Annotated in this window: 18 protein-coding genes; 7 read left to right on the top strand and 11 right to left on the bottom strand. The window is 61.0% G+C overall.

Annotated features, from left to right (window positions below; translation table 11 throughout):
- The first annotated feature begins 1 nt into the window (after nucleotide 1).
- The 3 genes from astD to astE are packed head-to-tail and all read left to right on the top strand — an operon-like array spanning nucleotide 2 to nucleotide 3,842.
- Nucleotides 2-1,477, top strand: coding sequence for a succinylglutamate-semialdehyde dehydrogenase (gene astD / locus AWB64_RS11955; RefSeq protein ID WP_060819266.1), 1,476 nt, complete (start codon nucleotides 2-4; stop codon nucleotides 1,475-1,477).
- A 9-nt stretch (nucleotides 1,478-1,486) separates the two neighbouring features.
- Nucleotides 1,487-2,830 (top strand): N-succinylarginine dihydrolase, encoded by a 1,344-nt coding sequence (gene astB / locus AWB64_RS11950; RefSeq protein WP_060819090.1) that lies wholly within the window; start codon nucleotides 1,487-1,489, stop codon nucleotides 2,828-2,830.
- Nucleotides 2,831-2,837: 7 nt separating this feature from the next.
- Complete coding sequence (gene astE, locus AWB64_RS11945) at nucleotides 2,838-3,842, top strand: succinylglutamate desuccinylase (RefSeq protein ID WP_060819088.1); 1,005 nt, start codon at nucleotides 2,838-2,840, stop codon at nucleotides 3,840-3,842.
- Nucleotides 3,843-3,847: 5 nt separating this feature from the next.
- Here astE and AWB64_RS11940 read toward each other — a convergent pair whose 3' ends face one another.
- From AWB64_RS11940 to AWB64_RS11925, 4 genes are read right to left on the bottom strand one after another with little or no spacing between them, the layout of a single operon-like run.
- Nucleotides 3,848-4,711 (bottom strand): efflux RND transporter periplasmic adaptor subunit, encoded by an 864-nt coding sequence (locus tag AWB64_RS11940; protein WP_060819265.1) that lies wholly within the window; start codon nucleotides 4,709-4,711, stop codon nucleotides 3,848-3,850.
- A gap of 21 nt (nucleotides 4,712-4,732) precedes the next feature.
- Nucleotides 4,733-4,933 (bottom strand): DUF1656 domain-containing protein, encoded by a 201-nt coding sequence (locus tag AWB64_RS11935; RefSeq protein WP_060819086.1) that lies wholly within the window; start codon nucleotides 4,931-4,933, stop codon nucleotides 4,733-4,735.
- A complete protein-coding gene (locus AWB64_RS11930) occupies nucleotides 4,923-7,058 on the bottom strand; it encodes an FUSC family protein (RefSeq protein WP_082850451.1) in 2,136 nt (711 codons plus the stop codon). The genes AWB64_RS11935 and AWB64_RS11930 overlap by 11 nt, the downstream gene beginning before the upstream one ends.
- Nucleotides 7,055-8,542 (bottom strand): efflux transporter outer membrane subunit, encoded by a 1,488-nt coding sequence (locus AWB64_RS11925; protein ID WP_244164039.1) that lies wholly within the window; start codon nucleotides 8,540-8,542, stop codon nucleotides 7,055-7,057. Before AWB64_RS11925 ends, AWB64_RS11930 begins: the two co-directional genes overlap by 4 nt.
- Before the next feature lie 195 nt (nucleotides 8,543-8,737).
- On the opposite strand from AWB64_RS11925, the gene AWB64_RS11920 reads away from it, so the two are divergent.
- Both AWB64_RS11920 and AWB64_RS31920 read left to right on the top strand, forming a co-directional pair.
- Nucleotides 8,738-9,676 (top strand): LysR family transcriptional regulator, encoded by a 939-nt coding sequence (locus tag AWB64_RS11920; protein ID WP_060819082.1) that lies wholly within the window; start codon nucleotides 8,738-8,740, stop codon nucleotides 9,674-9,676.
- Between the two features lie 151 nt (nucleotides 9,677-9,827).
- Complete coding sequence (locus AWB64_RS31920) at nucleotides 9,828-9,989, top strand: hypothetical protein (RefSeq protein WP_167353916.1); 162 nt, start codon at nucleotides 9,828-9,830, stop codon at nucleotides 9,987-9,989.
- A 143-nt stretch (nucleotides 9,990-10,132) separates the two neighbouring features.
- Here AWB64_RS31920 and AWB64_RS11915 read toward each other — a convergent pair whose 3' ends face one another.
- The 4 genes from AWB64_RS11915 to wrbA all read right to left on the bottom strand — a co-directional run bounded on the left by AWB64_RS11915 (nucleotide 10,133) and on the right by wrbA (nucleotide 13,550).
- On the bottom strand, nucleotides 10,133-10,936 hold the full coding sequence (locus AWB64_RS11915) for a metallophosphoesterase (protein WP_060819262.1): 804 nt from the start codon (nucleotides 10,934-10,936) through the stop codon (nucleotides 10,133-10,135).
- 22 nt (nucleotides 10,937-10,958) lie between these two features.
- On the bottom strand, nucleotides 10,959-12,407 hold the full coding sequence (locus AWB64_RS11910; protein WP_060819260.1) for an FAD-binding oxidoreductase: 1,449 nt from the start codon (nucleotides 12,405-12,407) through the stop codon (nucleotides 10,959-10,961).
- Between the two features lie 121 nt (nucleotides 12,408-12,528).
- Nucleotides 12,529-12,948 carry a DUF2069 domain-containing protein gene (locus AWB64_RS11905; RefSeq protein WP_060819081.1) on the bottom strand — a complete coding sequence of 140 codons (420 nt, stop codon included), beginning with the start codon at nucleotides 12,946-12,948 and terminating at the stop codon, nucleotides 12,529-12,531.
- Nucleotides 12,948-13,550, bottom strand: a complete 603-nt coding sequence (gene wrbA, locus AWB64_RS11900; protein ID WP_060819079.1) for an NAD(P)H:quinone oxidoreductase — start codon at nucleotides 13,548-13,550, stop codon at nucleotides 12,948-12,950. Before wrbA ends, AWB64_RS11905 begins: the two co-directional genes overlap by 1 nt.
- A gap of 118 nt (nucleotides 13,551-13,668) precedes the next feature.
- Here wrbA and AWB64_RS11895 point away from each other — a divergent pair, with 118 nt between their 5' ends.
- Nucleotides 13,669-14,976 carry a YihY family inner membrane protein gene (locus AWB64_RS11895; RefSeq protein ID WP_060819077.1) on the top strand — a complete coding sequence of 436 codons (1,308 nt, stop codon included), beginning with the start codon at nucleotides 13,669-13,671 and terminating at the stop codon, nucleotides 14,974-14,976.
- Here AWB64_RS11895 and AWB64_RS11890 read toward each other — a convergent pair.
- The 3 genes from AWB64_RS11890 to AWB64_RS11880 form a co-directional block, all read right to left on the bottom strand.
- Nucleotides 14,973-15,293: an Mpo1-like protein gene (locus AWB64_RS11890; RefSeq protein ID WP_060819075.1), complete on the bottom strand. Its 321-nt coding sequence runs from the start codon at nucleotides 15,291-15,293 to the stop codon at nucleotides 14,973-14,975. The genes AWB64_RS11895 and AWB64_RS11890 overlap by 4 nt on opposite strands.
- Nucleotides 15,294-15,456: 163 nt before the next feature.
- Nucleotides 15,457-16,278, bottom strand: a complete 822-nt coding sequence (locus tag AWB64_RS11885) for an alpha/beta fold hydrolase (protein ID WP_060819073.1) — start codon at nucleotides 16,276-16,278, stop codon at nucleotides 15,457-15,459.
- Nucleotides 16,275-17,600 (bottom strand): O-acetylhomoserine aminocarboxypropyltransferase, encoded by a 1,326-nt coding sequence (locus tag AWB64_RS11880; protein WP_060819259.1) that lies wholly within the window; start codon nucleotides 17,598-17,600, stop codon nucleotides 16,275-16,277. The genes AWB64_RS11885 and AWB64_RS11880 overlap by 4 nt, the downstream gene beginning before the upstream one ends.
- A 252-nt stretch (nucleotides 17,601-17,852) precedes the next feature.
- Here AWB64_RS11880 and AWB64_RS11875 point away from each other — a divergent pair, with 252 nt between their 5' ends.
- Nucleotides 17,853-18,305: a CBS domain-containing protein gene (locus AWB64_RS11875; protein ID WP_056364222.1), complete on the top strand. Its 453-nt coding sequence runs from the start codon at nucleotides 17,853-17,855 to the stop codon at nucleotides 18,303-18,305.
- Nucleotides 18,306-18,317 lie beyond the last annotated feature (12 nt).

The raw sequence follows: 18,317 nt of genomic DNA, 5'->3' as shown, positions 1-18,317 counted from the left end.
CATGACCAGGATTTCGACTCAATTGTTTATCGATGGCGCGTGGAGCGATGGCGGCGGCGCGCCGTTTGCATCGCGTAATCCGGGCAATGGCGAAGTGGTTTGGGAAGGGGCGAGCGCGTCCGCGCAAGACGTCGATCGCGCCGTGCTTGCAGCGCGACGCGCGTTTGTTTCATGGTCTGCCTTGACGCTCGACGAACGCATCGCGATCACGCGCCGCTTTGCCGTGCTGCTGAACGAGAACAAGGAAACGCTGGCCCATACCATTGGCCATGAAACGGGCAAGCCCTTGTGGGAAGCGCGCACGGAAGTCGCGACCATGGCCGCCAAGATCGATATTTCGGTGAAGTCATATCACGAGCGTACCGGTGAAAAACGGCAGGACATGGCCGATGGCGTCGCGGTATTGCGGCATCGGCCGCATGGTGTCGTGGCGGTGTTCGGACCGTACAATTTCCCCGGTCATTTGCCGAACGGGCATATCGTCCCGGCGTTGATTGCGGGCAATGCGGTCGTGTTCAAGCCTTCGGAGTTCGCGCCAGCCGTGGCCGCCCTCACCGTGGAGTTGTGGATGCAGGCCGGCTTGCCTGCGGGCGTGCTGAATCTGCTTCAAGGGGAGAAGGACACCGGCATTGCGCTCGCCAATCATCGGCAGATTGATGGCCTGTTCTTTACCGGTAGTTCGGATACCGGAACATTATTGCATCGGCAATTTGGTGGCCGCCCCGAGATCGTTCTTGCGCTCGAAATGGGCGGCAACAATCCGTTGGTCGTGGCCGAGGTCGAGGATATGGACGCCGCAGTGCATCACACGATCCAGTCAGCGTATCTTTCGGCCGGGCAACGGTGCACGTGCGCGCGCCGTCTGCTGGTTCCCGATAACGCGTTCGGCGAGCGTTTCACGCAGCGCCTGATCGAGGTCGCATCGAAGATCAGGACCGGCGCCTTCGACGCCGAACCGCAACCGTTCATGGGCGCGGTGATTTCGGCGCGCGCAGCGTTAAAGCTCATGCAGGCGCAGACGCAATTGATTGAAGCAGGCGGCGCGCCGTTACTTGAAATGAAGCAACAATCAAAGGAACTGGGCTTTGTCACGCCGGCGATCATCGACGTCACGAACGCGCAAAACGTGCCCGACGAAGAACATTTCGGGCCGATGCTTCAGCTCACGCGTTATGCCACGTTCGATCAGGCTATCGAACGCGCGAACGACACGGCCTACGGTTTGTCCGCGGGTTTGCTGGCCGACAGCGCAGCCGCGTGGACGCGCTTCCAGCACGCCATTCGCGCGGGAATAGTGAACTGGAACCGGCCGACTAACGGCGCTTCGTCGGCGGCGCCGTTTGGCGGGATTGGGCGGTCGGGCAACCAGCGTCCAAGCGCGTTCTATGCGGCGGATTATTGCTCGTACCCAATGGCATCCGTCGAAAGCACCCAATTGCTCATGCCCGCGAGCGTTTCGCCCGGCCTTCAGTTCTGAGGATTCACGATGCAAGCATTCGAAGCGAACTTCGACGGGCTGGTCGGCCCGACACACAACTACGCGGGGTTGTCGTTCGGCAATGTCGCGTCGCGCAACAACGAGAAATCAGCGGCGAATCCCAAGGCGGCCGCGAAGCAGGGCTTGCGCAAGATGAAGCGTCTGGCCGATCTTGGTTTTTATCAAGGCGTGCTGCCGCCGCTCGAACGGCCGTCGCTGAAATTGTTGCGCAACCTTGGTTTCACGGGCACGGACGTCGACGTGATCGAACGTGCGTCGCGCGAAGCGCCCGAGTTGCTCGCGGCGGCGAGTTCGGCATCCGCCATGTGGACCGCGAACGCGGCGACCGTCAGCCCATCGGCGGATACGAATGACGGCCGCGTGCATTTCACGCCGGCGAACCTCAGCACGAAGCTGCATCGCGCGATCGAGCACGAAGAAACGCGGCGTTCGCTCGCGGCCATTTTCGCCGATGAATCGCGTTTTCACATTCATCACGCATTGCCCGGCACACCCGCTTTAGGCGACGAAGGCGCGGCGAATCACACGCGCTTTTGCAATGAATACGGCGAGAAGGGTGTCGAATTTTTTGTGTATGGACGCAGCGAATACAGTCAGGATGCGGCGCAGCCAAAGCGCTATCCCGCGCGCCAGACTCTCGAGGCCAGCCGCGCCGTCGCGCGCCTGCATGGCCTCTCGGACGACGCCACGGTGTTCGCGCAACAGCTTCCCGACGTGATCGACGCAGGCGTATTCCACAACGACGTGATTGCGGTGGGAAACCGCAACACGTTGTTCTGCCATCAACGCGCGTTCCTCGATCAGGCGAAGGTGTACGACCAGCTTCGCGCGAAGCTCGGCGCGCACGGCGGTGCGTTCACCGCAATCGAAGTGCCCGAAGAAGCAGTCAGCGTGGCCGATGCCGTTTCGTCGTACCTCTTCAACAGCCAGTTGCTCACACGTCCCGATGGCCGCCAGGTACTCGTCGTGCCGCAGGAATGCCGCGAAAACGCACGTGTTGCAAAATACCTCGATTCCCTGGGCGAGCGGCACACATCGATTGATGACGTGCTCGTCTTCGACCTGCGCGAAAGCATGAAGAACGGCGGCGGTCCCGCTTGTTTGCGACTGCGCGTGGTGCTTAACGACACCGAGCGCGCCGCGGTGAATCCGGGCGTCTGGATGAACGACACGCTCTTCGCGCAACTCGACGCGTGGATCGACAGGTTTTATCGTGATCGTGTTGCGCCTGCTGATCTCGCCGATCCGAAATTGCTCGATGAATCGCACGCGGCCCTTGACGCGCTGACCGGTATTCTCAAGCTGGGTACACTGTACGATTTCCAGCGCTGAGACCACCATGTTCAGGAACTTTCTCGACTTTGTCATCGATGGAAAAAAGCCCGCGCTCACGGAAGGCGCGTTGCCCAATGGCGTGAAGTGGACCTGGCTCGGCGACGGCATTGTTTCCTTTGAGCCGCCGGAGCAAGTCCATCAGAGCGTGGTGGCGTCGGCGGGAATTCACGGCGACGAAACCGCGCCCATCGAAATGCTGTCCTTGCTCGTGGCGGATATTGCCAACGGTCAGGCGCTGTTGAAAAGCCGCCTGCTTGTGATCTTCGGCAATATCGACGCAATGCGTGCTGCGTGCCGTTATCGCGATGACGACCTGAACCGGCTCTTCAACGGACGTCACCTGACGCTTGCTGCGAGCCACGAGTCGCCGCGTGCGGCGCAACTGGAGGACGTGACGCGGACGTTCTTTGCCGCAGCCGATCCCACGCACGCGAAGTGGCACATCGACATGCACACGGCCATTCGTCCGTCGATGTTCGAGCAGTTCGCGCTCTTGCCTTACGCGGGCGCGCCATTGTCGCGAGCGATGTTCGACTGGCTGCGGGACGCGGGTTTGTCGGCGGTACTTTTGCACAAGGAAAAGTCCAACACGTTTACGCATTTCACTGCGGAGCAATCAGGCGCGCTCGCATGCACGCTTGAACTCGGCAAAGTGCGTCCGTTCGGGCATAACGACCTGACGCGCTTCGCGGCATCCGATGCAGCGTTGCGCCGCTTGATCGCAGCCACTGCGCCGTTGGCGAAGCCGGGCGATACGCTGACGGTGTTCACTGTGATCGGGCAGATCACCAAGCAGAGCGAGGCGCTCAAGCTTCATGTTGCCGGCGACGTAGCGAACTTCACTCCGTTCACGCGCGGTACGGTGCTGGCCGAAGATGGCGATTACCGCTACGAAGTCACGCGCGACGAAGAGCGGATCGTGTTTCCGAATCCGACGGTGAAGCCAGGTTTGCGAGCCGGCCTGATGGTGATCGATACAACGGACGAGACCTTTAAAGCGCTGGCCTAGCGCGCTCAACTCGAAGGCGTGACCGTCACCGTGCACGTCGTTCCGGCGGCGAGTATCAGGCCTTGCGGCACTTCATCAATGCGTATGCGCACCGGCACGCGTTGCGCGAGCCGGACCCAGTTGAAGGTCGGGTTTACATCGGCGAGCAGTTCGCGGCTTTCGGGATTGTCCCGATCATAAATGCCGCGAGAAATGCTTTGTACGTGGCCTTTCAACACGCCGCCGCTCATCAGCCGCATTTCGGCTTTGTCGCCCACCCGCACATGCGGCAACTTCGTTTCCTCGAAATATCCGTAGACCCAGAACGAATGACTATCGACGATGGCGAGCTTCGCCGAACCCGCCGTTGCATAGTCGCCGCGATGCGTGTTGAGGTTCGTCACGTAGCCGTCGACCGGCGCGAACACCTTGGTGCGTTCGAGGTTGAGCTCGGCGGCATCGAGCGCGGCTTGCGCCTGCTGCAAGTTTGCGGCCGCGCCGGAGGCAGCCTGCGTGGCGTTGTCGCGCGACTCCTTCGATACCACTTCGTTGTCCATGTCAGCCCGGCGCGCGGCGTCGTCGCGGCGCATGCGCAGCTCCGCGTTGCGAGCGGCCACGTTCGCCTTCGCCTGCTCGACGGCGATCCTGTAGTGCGCCGGATCGATCTGCATGAGCAGGTCGCCCTTGTGGACGAACTGGTTATCGATCACCGGCATCTCGACCACTGCGCCGGATACATCGGGCGCGACGTTGATTACGTCGGCGCGCACGCGACCATCGCGCGTCCATGGCTGATCCATGTAATGGACCCAGAGCACGCGCCCGATCAATATCGCGGCGCCAAAGATAAGCGCCGTCATGACGATGCCGAAAATTTTCCTGATGATCATGATGCCGTTTTTGTCCTTCAATTATCGGTACACCGAAAGTCCCAACAGTCCGCACACGCATACGAGCAGGCACGCGCGAAACAGCGACGGATGCCAGACCACGCGGTACAAACCCGTCAACGCAAGCAGCCGGTCGATGAACCATGTGACAACACCGCCCGCGATAAACAACAGCAGGATCGCAGGCACGTAGGCATCGAGGATTGCGATATCACGCGGCATGCGACGCTCCTATATGTTCGCCCAGCGAAGCCATCGGCGATTGCGGGTCGAGCAACGCAGTGCGGATGAAATGCAGATGGCTCGACATCCGCTGCAAGCGATGGCGTTCGTCGCGCGATTGACATTCGGTATCGAGCAGCGCGCGCAGATTGTCTATGGCGCTCGATGTCGCCAATAACGCCATCTGAAAATGCCGAGGCGACGGATGATCGAAGAGACGAGCGACGTGATCGAGCGCCTGCCTGATCGATGCGCCGTCCGCTCGTTCAAGCTCCGTACGCAAGTCGATCACGGCATGACCCACTTCAAGCACCGCGAAGAGCCAGCGCAATGCATCGCGCTGCAACGCTTCGTCGCCGGCGGCGAGGGCATCCAGTTGTGAAAGCAGATCGCGCGCGCCGCTTTCGAAACGCATCGCCAGGCCGTTCAAACGTGCCTTGCTTGCCGTCACCACTTGCAGGCGCAACTCGCGCAGCAGCAAGCGGCGCAGCCACGGCGCGTTGGTCGGCAGCAGCACGGCGAACGCCACGGCGCAGGCAAGCATGGAGATGACAAGCGCGATTGCGTCATTGATAAAACCCGACGGGTCATAGTGGATGACGTTGTCAGGACCCGCGAGAAAACAAAAGAAGATGCAATAGCCCACGCCGTAGCCCAGCATTCCACGCCGCGTCATAAGGAAGACGCCGAGCATCAGGAACGGCACGAGCGCGGCGGACATCAGCACGAAGCCGTCCATGAGCGGATACAGCGCGAATACCACGATCATTCCCGCAATGGCCGCGAGCGTCGTGCCGCCGGCCATCTGGAAGGCCATCTGTGTCGGCCTTGGTGACGACGATGCCAACGCCACCACCGCCGCCGCATCGAGCACGGCGGTGCCGCCGCTCGGCCACGCGGACACGATCCAGAAACCGCTCAGGACCATGATCACGATAAACGCCCGCACACCGGACACGCTCGCGGCGAGCAGGCTGGTTTTCGGCACATAGCGCGTGATGCCATGCTCGCGCTCATGCGACGGCACGGCGAGCGACGCGTAGGTTTGCGCGTAGGCATGCAGGTCGTCGACGAACCGATACAACAGTTCGGCGGCGGTATCGAATTCAAGAAGATTGGCTGCAGGATCGAGCTTTGCGCGCGTGGCGCGGATGCGCTTGGGCAGCGCCGCCTTGAACGCGTCGAGTTGTGCTGCGGCGTGGACGGCGTCTGCGGCGTTGTTCACCGGCGCGCCTTCGGCGGTCAACAACGGCGACACTTCGCGGAAATACGGCTCCAGCGCTTCGACTGTCAAGCTTGCGTGTTCCAGGCGCAGGCGATTCATCAACTGGTGCAGCGCGTGAAGCCGCGTGGAAGCGCTCATGAACTCGGCGTTCAGGCGCGCGACCCGGCCGCTGCGCATGCGGGTGTCGGGATCTTCGAACACGGCGACACTGCGCTGCGCCTCCAGCCCGACGATATCCGCAACAAACGCCGCGTTGATACGCTCGATCTGCGACCGTTCTATGGTGCCCCCGAGCGCCTTCGATACGTAATCCACGAACCCGCTGAAACGGCGCCGCACGGTCGCTCGCACCTGGACGCCTGCGTGGCTCGGAAACACCAGCGCGCTGACCGCGCCCGCACAGACAATGCCGAGCGACACTTCCGCAACGCGCGTCATCGCGCTCAGGAACGCGGTATCGGCGTGCTGTGCAGCGGGCACGCCAATGAGCGCCGCCGTATAACCCGACAAGACGAACCCATACGAACGGAAGTTGCGGTTGCGCGCCGCGCCGGCCGTGCAAATGCCGACCCAAAGCGCCGTCGCCGATAAAAACATCACCGGTTGCTGCGAGAAGAGGCTAATCAGGACCAGCATCACGATCAAGCCCACCAGCGTTCCGCAAAACCGGTAGAAGCTTTTGGCCAGCACCATGCCGCTTTGCGGCTGCATCACCACGAAGACCGTGGTCATCGCGGTGCGCGGTTGCGGCAGATCGAGCCGCATGGCGATCCAGAGCGTCAATAGCGCGGCGAACACGGCCTTGAAGATGAAGAGCCACGCAACGCCTTCCGTGCGCATCCAGTCGGCGAGGAAGGATGGCGGCGGCTTGAGTGTGGAAGCGGGCGTGGACACGCTCATTGGCTCCTGGTTTCCATGCGCGCTGTAAAGGGGCCGATGTGCGCGGCGGGATGCATACCGGCTTCATCGGGACTGTCGCTGGAACTATCGATACCGCCGCCCAGCGCGGCCGAAAAAGTCGCGTACACGGCCAACCGGTCCGCCCGCACGCGCGCCTCGCCGTCCTGCGCGCGCAGCAACTGCGTCTGCGCCACAAGCACGTTGAGGTAGTCGGTCAGGCCGCGCTTGTAGCCTTCGTCGGCCAGGCGATAGCTTTTTTGCGCGGCGGCGACCGAGCGGCTGGCGGCGTCGAGTTGCCGGTCGAGCGATTGCAGGCGCACGACCTGATCGGCGATTTCCCGCAATGCGCCTACCAGCGTTGCGTTGTACTGGTCCACGGCTTGATCGTATTGCGCCGATGCCGCCCCGAGTTGCGCGCGCAGGCGGCCACCTTCGAAGATTGGCAACGTCATGGCCGGACCCGCACTCCAGCCGCTGCCGTTGCCCGTCAGAAAGGTGAGCAGTGCGCCGCCCGCCGACATTTGCGAGAGCGACGCCATCAAATTGATGTTCGGATAGAACTGCGCTTTCGCTACATCGATACCGCGCGCCTGCGCCGCAACCGTCCAGCGCGCGGCGACCACGTCCGGACGGCGGCCGATCAATTCGGCCGGCACCGCCGACGGCAATCCGAGCGGCGTCGCGAGCGATAACACGGGGCGCGTGATTGAATCGCCAGCGCCCGGGCCCGCGCCGGCAAGCGCTGCAAGCTGGTTGCGCGAGAGCGCGATGGCTTCGTCGTAGGTTTCGAGCTGACGCTCGTAATCGGGCAGCGATGCTTCCGCCTGCGCGACTTCGAGCTGCGTGCCAATGCCGCCCTGCAGCCGCCTGCGCGCCCGCGCGGCAATCTTCTGCTGCTGCTCGAGCGTCGACTGGGCGATGTCGCGCAACGCAAATCCCTGCGATAACCCGATATACGCCCGCACTACATTCGCTTCGAGTTCGAGCTGCGCGGCGCGCGCATCGGCGGCGCGGGCATGCGCGGCGTCGAGCGCACGTTCCGCCGAGTTCCGGTCGCGGCCCCACACATCGAGGTTATACGAGAGCTGCAGCGCGCCTGTGTCGTTCCAGGTCGTGACGTCGTTGAACTTGCCCGGGCCGTAATAGGCGTTTTCGGGCCAGCGCTTGCGATTGATCGACAGGGACCCGTCGACCTGCGGCGAAAGCGCCGATTCCGCGACGCCCGCCAGCGAGCGCGCCTCGCGCACCCGCGCGGCGGCCAACGCAAGCGATGGACTGCCGGCGTGTGCGCGCTCTATCCACGCATCGAGCTGCGGGTCTTCGTAACCGCGCCACCACTCGGCCGTGGGCCACCCGGCATCGGCATTCGCCGCGCGCAGCGTGACCCCCGCTTCGACCGACGAAGGTTCCTTCAGCGCATCTTCGGGACCGACGTTCCTGGTGCTCGCGCAGCCTGCTATTGTTAAAATAAATGTAAGAACCATCGGGACGATGGTCGTTTTCAGCATCCGGTCTGGCAAAATTATTTCTCAAACGGGTTGAGACACGTGTGCTGGATTGTATTTTTGCCGTGATTATGGAAAAACCCGTAAAGATGTAAAGCATCTTTACCGAATCTGATGTAATTACAGTTGCCGATCGCGCAACAATGACGTATTACCTGAAAGAGAATCGAAGCTATGGATACGCTTCAGAACATGCGAATGTTTTCGCGGGTGGTGGAGGCTGGCAGCTTTACCGCGGCGGCCAATCAACTGAACACGACAACGGCGTATGCGTCTCGCGCCGTGTCGGACCTCGAGGCTCATTTACGTACCCGTTTGCTCAACAGGACCACGCGCCGGATCGCGCTCACGGAGGCAGGGGAGCGCTATTTGCAGCGCTGCGAGCAGATTCTGGCGTATGTCGATCAGGCGGAGGCCGAAGCGGGGGATGCCCACGCCAAACCGGCAGGCAAACTGAAGATGCACGCCATGGCGGGCATTGGCCAGCATTACATCGTGCCGATGATTTCGCGGTATCAGAAGCTGCATCCATCGGTGCAGGTCGATCTGACGCTGGCCTCGCGCGTGCCAGACCTGCTGGATGAGGGTTTCGATGTCTCAATCGTGCTTGGCAGCGATCTCCCGGATTCAGGGCTGGTGTCGCAGCGCCTTGGCAGCGTGTTCACGATTGCATGTGCGTCGCCGGCGTATATCGAGGCGCATGGCGTGCCGCAGTCGGTGGCCGATCTCAATCAGCACACCTGTCTGCAGCTTGTCACGCCTGCATTTCCGCCAACACGATGGACCTTTGACGGCCCCAACGGTCCGGAAAGCGTCAATCTCGGCCCGACACCGTTCACGGTGAATGTCGCCGAAGCCATGACGGTGGCGATCAGCGAAGGCATGGGGGTGGGCGTCTTGCCCACGTCGTCCGCTTTGCCCGCGTTGCGCGCTGGAACGATTGTGCGCGTACTGCCCGAATACACCATGCAACTGTTCAATGTGTTCGCGCTTTACCCGTCGCGACAGTATCTGGATGCAAAAATCCGCACTTGGGTCGATTTTTTGCGCAATGAGTTGCCCGGCGCACTCGCTGCCGACGAAAATTTGCTAAAAGAATTCGTAGCGGCGTAAGCTTATGAGCAGGAGAATAGGATTTCGGGGCGGGTTTATCGCGCTGCAACACTTGCTTACTTCTATTTCAGCCTCATCTTGATAGCTTAAGGGCTGGTTTTAGCTTCACTGATTCACTTTTACCGGTTTTCGACACTGTCCGAGGAAGGTTATGAATACGCCGCTGATGTTCGCTATCTACGCACTGCTGGGTTTGATCGCTGTGCCCGCCACCCGTGAACTGCTGCGTAACGCCCGTGAGAACGCAAAGCGTGCTCGTCTTATCCCGATTCGCATCGACGAACGCAAAAACCGTCGGTCCCACGACCGTTAGGACCTAAAGACCGATTCGTCGGTCTTTTGTTTTGATTGGGAACGCTTCATTCAACGAGGCGTTTTTTTGCGTTTCTTTGAAGCGCAAAGGCAGGCTTACCGTAAGCCGGTCGCACTGCGTTCGCAAAGTGCAGCGCGTCCCGATCAAATCTCGACCACCTTGTCCCATTCAAACGATGGATTTTCGGGCGCACCCGTGCGCCGGTCCCGATATCCTCGCGGATTGCAGACCACTCTCGTTCCCTCCACCACGTAGTCGAATGCCGCATGCGTGTGGCCATGCACCCACAGCGCGACGGGCTCCCGTACGAGCGAGGGCAGGTCGCTGACAAATGACGCCGATACCCTGTCCGTCGCATATTTCTCAGCCAGACTGTCCCTGAGCGGCGCGTGATGGGTGACAACAATCGTCTTGCCATCGAAAGGCTTGGCGAGTTCCTCCTGCAGCCACGCGCGCGCCTGACCGTGCAGCGCCAGTGAATCGGCCGCCGTGAAGGATCGTGGCTCATCTTCAGGTTCCGGCCATGCAACCTGAATCACGCCTCTGAAATCGAGCATTACTCTTTCGGCTTCCTGCATGGATATGCGCACCGCTTCCTCGCTCGATCCATACAACGCAAAATCCGTCCAGAGCGTGGTGCCGAGCACGCGCCATTTGCCATGCCGGTCGATCAATGCGCTGTTGTTGAGGAAGTGCACATTGGGCAGGCTGTTCGCGGCGTCTCTCATCGAGCTTTCGAGCGCGCCGAATTCACCGTCGTAGTACTCGTGATTGCCTGGAACGTAAATCACTGGTACGTCGGGACCAAAGTTTTCCGCTGCCCAGCGCAAGCCCTCCGCATGGTTGTGGATATCGCCGGCGAGCACAACGAGATCGGCCTGCGCATACGGGATGGCGAGCGGTTCATCGTGCTCGAGGTGCAGGTCTGACAGAACGCGTATCTTCACAGCGGTTTTCTCCTGGATACCTTCATGACACGCGGGCATCCGGCAATACCTTGGCCGGATTCATCAGGTTTTCCGGGTCGAGTGCAGTCTTGATTGCGCGCATCAGCCGTATTTCCACCGGGGATTTATAGTGCATTGCCTCAGACACTTTCAATTGCCCCAATCCATGTTCGGCGCTGATGCTGCCGTGAAACGCATTCACCTGTTCATAGACAAGCGCGTTCACGCTCGCCTGATATTCCGCGAGAAAGCCTTGTGGATCGACACCTTCTGCAGCCTGCACGTTGTAGTGCAGATTTCCGTCGCCGAGATGCCCGAAGGTCACCATGCGCACGCCCGGAATGGCTTGGGCAATTAGCGCATCGGTTTGAGCGATGAAATCTCCGATGCTTGAAATAGGCACCGAAATATCGTGCTTGATGTTGAGTCCTTCTTGCGCCTGCGCGAGGGGAATGTGTTCCCGCAGGTTCCAGAAAGCTTTAGTTTGCGACAAGCTATCCGCGACCACCGCGTCTTCAACCAGACCTTGCTCCATTGCCTGTTCCATCAGCCGCCCAAAGAGGGCGCGGCCGTGGGCTTCGCTTTCATTGTCCGATAATTCGAGCAGCACCGTCTGGCCATGTCTTGCAGAGAACGGATAGCGCATCTGTGGAAAGTGCGTAGTCACCAGATGCAGTGAAAAGTCGGACATCAGCTCGAAGCCAGTCAGCAACGGCCCTGCATGACGTTGCGCGGTGGCGAAAAAATCGAGCGCGGCTTGAGGGGACTTGAGCGCGGCAAGCGCCGTGACGCGGGCAACCGGTGCCGGGTGCAGCTTCATTACGGCGGCGGTAATGATGCCGAGCGTTCCCTCCGCGCCAATATAAAGATCGCGCAGATCGTAACCCGTATTGTCCTTGCGAAGTCCGCGCAAACCGTCCCAGACATCGCCTTGCGGCGTGACTACTTCCAGTCCAAGACACAACTCGCGGGTGTTGCCATAGCGCAGCACGGCGGTCCCGCCCGCGTTCGTCGACAGATTGCCGCCAATCGTGCAACTGCCTTCGGCCGCGAGACTGAGCGCGAAAAGCCGCTGCTCCTGTTCGGCACGCGTTTGGATATCTGCGAGGATTGCGCCGGCCTCCACGGTGATGGTGTTGTTGATTGTGTCGATAGCGCGGATTCGATTCATCCTGCGCAAGCTGATGACGACTTGCGCGCCGCTGGCGTCAGGCGTGGCGCCTCCCGAATGCCCGGTGTTGCCGCCTTGCGGCACGATCGGAACACGATGCTCGCGCGCAAGCCGCACGGCTCGGGCAACCTGTTGCGTGTCGCCGGGAAGAAGCACGGCGCACGTTTCACCGCGATAGCGCTTGCGCCAGTCAGTGAGAAAAGGCGCGGTATCGTGCGAGGCAGTGAGTACATTGGCGGCGCCGAGCGCCTCGATGCAGGCTTCTACAAAGTACTTCGAACGGGTGTTGGATGCGGTCATGAATGAGGTTGATCCGTTGGCTTTGGCGTGTGCGGCAGGCGTTGACACAGTATTGCCTGATTGCGGCCTGCGCGAAACCTGACCGAATGGCATAGGTCTGCGTCACGACGGCGATTCCATGCTACAAACGATTCTGGCCGCCAGCAGACGGCGCTGCCGCAGCCGCGTTTTCCCGTTTCGCCGTGCGGGCGGCGCGCTTGAACGGCGCGACAAAGGCAAGCGCGCAGACGAAGTACACGAGTGCAAGCAAGGCTTCAAACCAGCCAAGCCGAGCCGATAAACCACCGTCCGTCATGCCGCGGACAATGCCTTCGGCGAGGTAGAGCAGGACCAGCATTGACGCCCATTGCAACGTGTAGATGTTGCGCCTGAATGTGCCCCGGAGCGCGAACGCAAGCGGTATAGCCTTGAGCGCAAGCGCGGAGCCGCCGGGACGCAGGGGCGCAAGCCATAGCTCCCACAGCAGCGCCAACGCAATGAGCGCGATCAGGCTCAATAGCGCGCCGCGCGCGAGACCGGCATTGGCAGACGTTTGGGTCATCACGCGCTGCGCTGAAGTTGTGACGCGGTAAAGGCCAGGCGCGCGCCGAGAGCAATCGCCAGTGTTTTTTCATCGGCGGAAATTCCGCTGTCGGCCGTTTCCGAACGTGCGAAATGAGACGCGCCATAAGGCGTGCCGCCGGTCTGCGTAGTGGTCAGCTTTGGCTCCGTGTACGGGATCCCCACAATCAGCATGCCGTGGTGAAGCAAGGGCAGCATCATGGAAAGCAGTGTGCTTTCCTGACCACCGTGCAGGCTGCCTGTGGAGGTGAAGACGCTTGCCGGCTTGCCGGCAAGCGCGCCGGAAAGCCATTGTGGCGAGGTGCCGTCAAGGAAATACTTCAGCGGCGCGGCCATGTTGCCGAAGCGCGTTGGCGAACCCAGCGCAAGTCCGGCGCATTCCTCAAGGTCCCGCACTTCTGCGTACGGGGGACCGTCTGCGGGAATGTCGGGCTGCGTTGCTTCGCAGACTGTGGATACGGGCGGCACGGTGCGCACGCGCGCCTGCATGCCGGGCACGCTGTCGACGCCTTGTGCAATCGCCTGGGCGAGTTCGCGGGTGGCGCCGTTGCGGCTGTAATAGAGCACGAGAATGTCGTTCATGGGCCTTTTCGGTGAACGGGTATTATAAGGATCGGGTGCGCGAACGTGCTTTTGGCGAGGGCTTGCCGCCGGGAGAATCGTATCGTGGACTCGTTGTAACAAATGAGGAGAGAGTTTCTTGTTGAAGTTTCCCATCGATCTCGACACCACAAAGCGCCTCGCCGGGTTCGTCGCGCGTCGAACGGGTGAGGATCGCGTTGCGCAGGTGGCCGGCAGCCTGACATTCACCACCGTGTTGTCGCTCGTGCCGCTCGCAACTGTCGCGTTCGCGTTGTTCACGGCGTTCCCGATCTTCGCGTCATTCCAGATGTCGTTGCAGGATTTTCTTGCGTCGCACCTGATGCCTTCGCAGATCAATAGCCAGATCTTCAAGTACCTGAACCAGTTTGCATCGAAAGCGAAAGGGTTGACCACGGTCGGCATGATCATCTTGTTCGTGACATCCGTGATGACCATGATGACGGTCGAATCGGCGTTCAACGTGATCTGGCGCGTGCGTAAATCGCGGCCTCTGGCACAACGCATTCTGGTCTATTGGGCAATCATCACGCTTGGGCCGATCCTGTTCGGCGTGAGTTTGTCGATGTCGTCCTATTTGTTTGCACAGTCAATCGCGTTCGCCGGGTCGCACAATCTTTTGCCGCCGGGCATTGAATGGGCGTTGACGAGCGCCACGCTGCCATTCACGGTACTGGCGTTTGCGATGCTTTATGTGTTCCTGCCGAATTGCAAAGTGGCATGGCGCGATGCCCTGGTCGGCGGTCTGGTGGCTGCGATTGCGTTCGAATTGACCAAGCGGGGTTTTGGATACTACGTGCGCCGGATTCCTACCTATACCGCCGTTTACGGCGCGTTTGCGGCGTTGCCGGTGTTCCTGTTATGGGTTTATATCTGCTGGATGATCACGCTGATCGGCGCCATGGTCACGTCGGCGTTGCCGGCCATTCGCATCGGTCAGTTTCATCGCGCGGATTTTCCCGGCAGCGACCTCCTCGATGCCCTTGAGTTGCTCGCGCGGCTCGCCGAAGCACGCGACGCTGGTAGGCCCGGTTACACGGGGCTTGAGCTCGCACGCATGTTGCGCTGTGACATGGACACCACCATGCGGCTCGTTCGCAAGCTCGACGACCTGGAGTGGGTTGCGCGGCTCGAGAATCTGCGCGTGCCGCGTTACGTGCTGATTGCGAGTCCGCAGCAAATCACGGTGTCGAGCCTCTTCGATTTGTTCGTGATCCAGCGCGAAGAACTCGAGTATCAGTTGCGCCTGGATTCGTCGCGCATAGACAATGCGACGTTGATGAACGCGCTGAGCAACGAAAAGATGGAGGTCACGCTCGCTACGCTGCTGGCCGCGCGCGCCGCTGCACGGGAAGCCAGCGCGCGTCAGGCTGAAAGCGCAGCCTCGATGCCGCGTCAGACTGCCTAAAGCGAAATCCTGCCAATGCAGATGTCCTTGAACATCACCCAATCGCCCATCAAGCTATAGAGCGGATGGCGAAACGTGGCAGGGCGGTTTTTCTCGAAGAAGAAATGGCCGACCCAAGCGAAGCCATAGCCGCAAATTACCGCAGCCGGAAGCCATAGCCAATCACCTGTTGCTATGGCCATTGCCAGGCAGCCAATCACCCCAAGCGAGCCGATGAAATGAAGTCGCCGCGACACCACGTTGCGGTGCTCTTCGAGGTAATACGGATAGAACTCCGCGAAGCTCGCGAAATGATCAGAATGGGCGGTCTGGGCCATGACAATCTCCTTGCCGGGCGGGTCCTGTAAAGCGAATCGAGCAAGATTCATTCTCCGGCGAACGGCGTGGCGGCGCAACCCGGATTCCAGCAATTCCCGAAGGTTTTCAGCACCCTACCCATTCGGCTGATGGCGCGGCGGACCAAGTCCCGATAAGCTTGTTTCATGCGGTTCTCGTTGCAAAACTGAACAGCGCTGCAAGGGTTGCATCGGGTTGTTCGCTCATGAGCGCATGCCCCGCGTCGAGCATGACAGTTTCCACGGGTACGCCCGAGTGTTTCATTGTGTCGAAAAGTGCGCGGCTGGCGCGGGGAGGCGTCATGGCGTCGCGTTTGCCGGTCACTATTTGCACCGGGCATTGCAATGCCGCAGCGCGTTCCAGACCATCGGCGTAGGCGTTGCAGGCGCTGAAGTCAGTGTGAAAGAGTTGTGGCTCGCCGCGAACGGCCATGCGCTCCATCAGACGCTGATTCGAGCCGTGCAACCAGAAGCCCGGGCCCGGGCTTGAAGGTTTTGCGGCAATCGACGAATGCGACCATTGATTCACCATGTCGATGGCGTCGGGTTCGCGATCACGCGCTGCAGTCAAGAGCGCCTCCGAAACGGTCATCGGAAACGCGGTAGCGAGAAGCGAGAGACGTGTAATGCGCGACGGATGGCGCGCAGCAGTATCGAGGGCAATCAGCGAGCCCATGCTATGGCCGATCAGCATTGCACTGCTTACGTTTGCGGCGTCAAGCAGTTCAATGATCCAGTCGGCCAGGGCGGGAATACTTTGCTTGGCCGGGCCGCCGCTGCGGCCGTGGCCGGGGAGGTCAACGGCGAGCACGTTCAGGCCATGGTGGGCGAAGTAACGCGTCTGCAGCGCCCAGACGCTGTGATCATGCTGCGCGCCGTGTATGAACACGGCCACAGGACGTCCCGCCTCGAACGCATGGCCGCCGGTGTATGCATAGGCGGGAGCGCCGCTGACTTCGAGCATCATGCGCGGCTCCCTTCGCTCTTTTGAGCGGCGTTGGGAGCGGCTTTCTGCGATGCCTTGAGGCCGCGCTTAAGGTCATCGATGAGATCGTCGGGATCTTCCAGGCCGATCGACAGCCGGATGCGGCCCGGCGCGATTCCTGCCGCGGCGAGGGCGGCGGCGTCCATGCGGAAGTGCGTGGTCGACGCCGGATGGATGACAAGGGAACGGGCGTCACCCACGTTGGCAAGGTGTGAGAACAGTGTCAGCGATTCAATGAAGCGGCGCGCCGCCGCCACGTCACCGCGCAGATCGAAGCTGAAAACGGCGCCCGCGCCTCGTGGCAGCAGCCGTTTTGCAAGCGCGTGATCGCGATGGCTTTCGAGTTCCGGATACGCCACGCCTTCCACTGCCGGATGCGCGAGCAGGAATTCGACGACCTTGCGCGTATTGGCGACATGCCGGTCCATCCGCAGCGGCAAGGTTTCAATGCCCTGCAGCAGTTGCCACGCGGCTTGTGGATGCAGGCACGCACCGAAATCGCGCAAGCCCTCGCGGCGGGCTCGCAGCAGGAACGGCGCAATGGTGCTTTCTTCTGCGAAGACCATGCCGTGAAAGCCGTCGTAGGGTTCGGTGAGCTCGGGGAAAAGCGTGCTCGCGGTGAAGTCGAACGTGCCGCCATCGACCAGTACGCCACCTATTGTCGTGCCATGGCCGCCCAGGAATTTGGTCGCGGAGTGGTATACGAAGTCGGCGCCGTGGTCGAACGGACGCAGCAAATAGGGCGTGGTGAAGGTCGAATCCACTAGAAGCGGTACGCGATTCGCGTGCGCGATTTCAGCGACGGTCTCTATGTCGAGGACATCAAGCCCAGGATTACCCAGCGTCTCGCCGAACAGCAGGCGCGTGTTGGGGCGAATCGCGGCTCGCCAGGCATCGGGATCGTGCGGCGGCACGAATGTGGTGTCTATGCCGAAGCGCCGCAGCGTGTAATGCAACAGGTTGTGCGAACCGCCGTACAGCGCGCTCGACGCAACCACGTGCGAGCCCGCGCCCATCAGCGTGGCGATCGCGAGGTGCAGCGCGGCCTGTCCGCTCGCCGTGCCGATTGCGCCCGCGCCGCCTTCGAGCGCGGCCACGCGTTCCTCGAAAACGGCTACCGTCGGATTCGAGATGCGCGAATAGACGTGGCCCGAGCGCTCCATGTTGAAGAGCGAGGCGGCGTGATCGGTGTCGCGAAACGAGAACGACGTGGTTTGGTAAATCGGCGTGGCGCGGGCGCCGGTGGTCGGGTCGGGCGCGGCGCCCGCGTGCAGCACGAGCGTATCGAAGCGGTTGGCGGACATCGTGGCGGCTACCATGGAAAAGAGTCATTTATCGTAACATCGGGTATGGATAGACAAACTTGGGGTAGACGTGAGCGTCGGCGCAGAGGGCGCACACGTGCACTCCAATGCGGCAAAGCTACGGGTTGACCCGGCGTAAAGGCCCGCCCCATATGCTTGTACAGACGAAATACGCGCGCCCTGCGCGCTTTCTTTTTAACCGTCTTTCCGCTAGGATCGACAGACAGTTAGGCTTTTCGCGAGGAGACAATCATGCGAGTCAGCGACATTTTGAACGTCAAGGGCAACGCGCTCTTCACGGTAACGCCCGATACGCCGTTGAGCGAAGCCATTGACGCAATGGCGTCACACGACATTGGTTCACTGGTGGTCATCGAATACGGCGACCTTGCCGGCATGCTGACGTTCCGCGAGATCATCCTGATCCTGAGCAAGAACGGCGGCAGCGTGGGAACGTTCACCATCCGCAAGGTCATGGACGATCACCCCATCACGTGTACGCCGGAAACCGACGTGAACGAGGTACGCCGCATGATGCTGGAGCATCACGTGCGCTACTTGCCGGTCATGGAAAAAGGCGTGCTCATGGGCGTGATTTCCTTCTACGATGTCGCAAAGGCCGTAGTGGAAGAACAAGGTTTCGAGAACAAGATGCTCAAGGCCTATATCCGCGACTGGCCGGAACAGCAGGAAGAAGCGCGTTGATCGAGGCGTCCG

It is taken from the genome of Caballeronia sordidicola (assembly GCF_001544455.2).
GTDB classification, from domain to species: domain Bacteria; phylum Pseudomonadota; class Gammaproteobacteria; order Burkholderiales; family Burkholderiaceae; genus Caballeronia; species Caballeronia sordidicola.
This window is presented reverse-complemented; position numbering and strand designations above follow the sequence as displayed.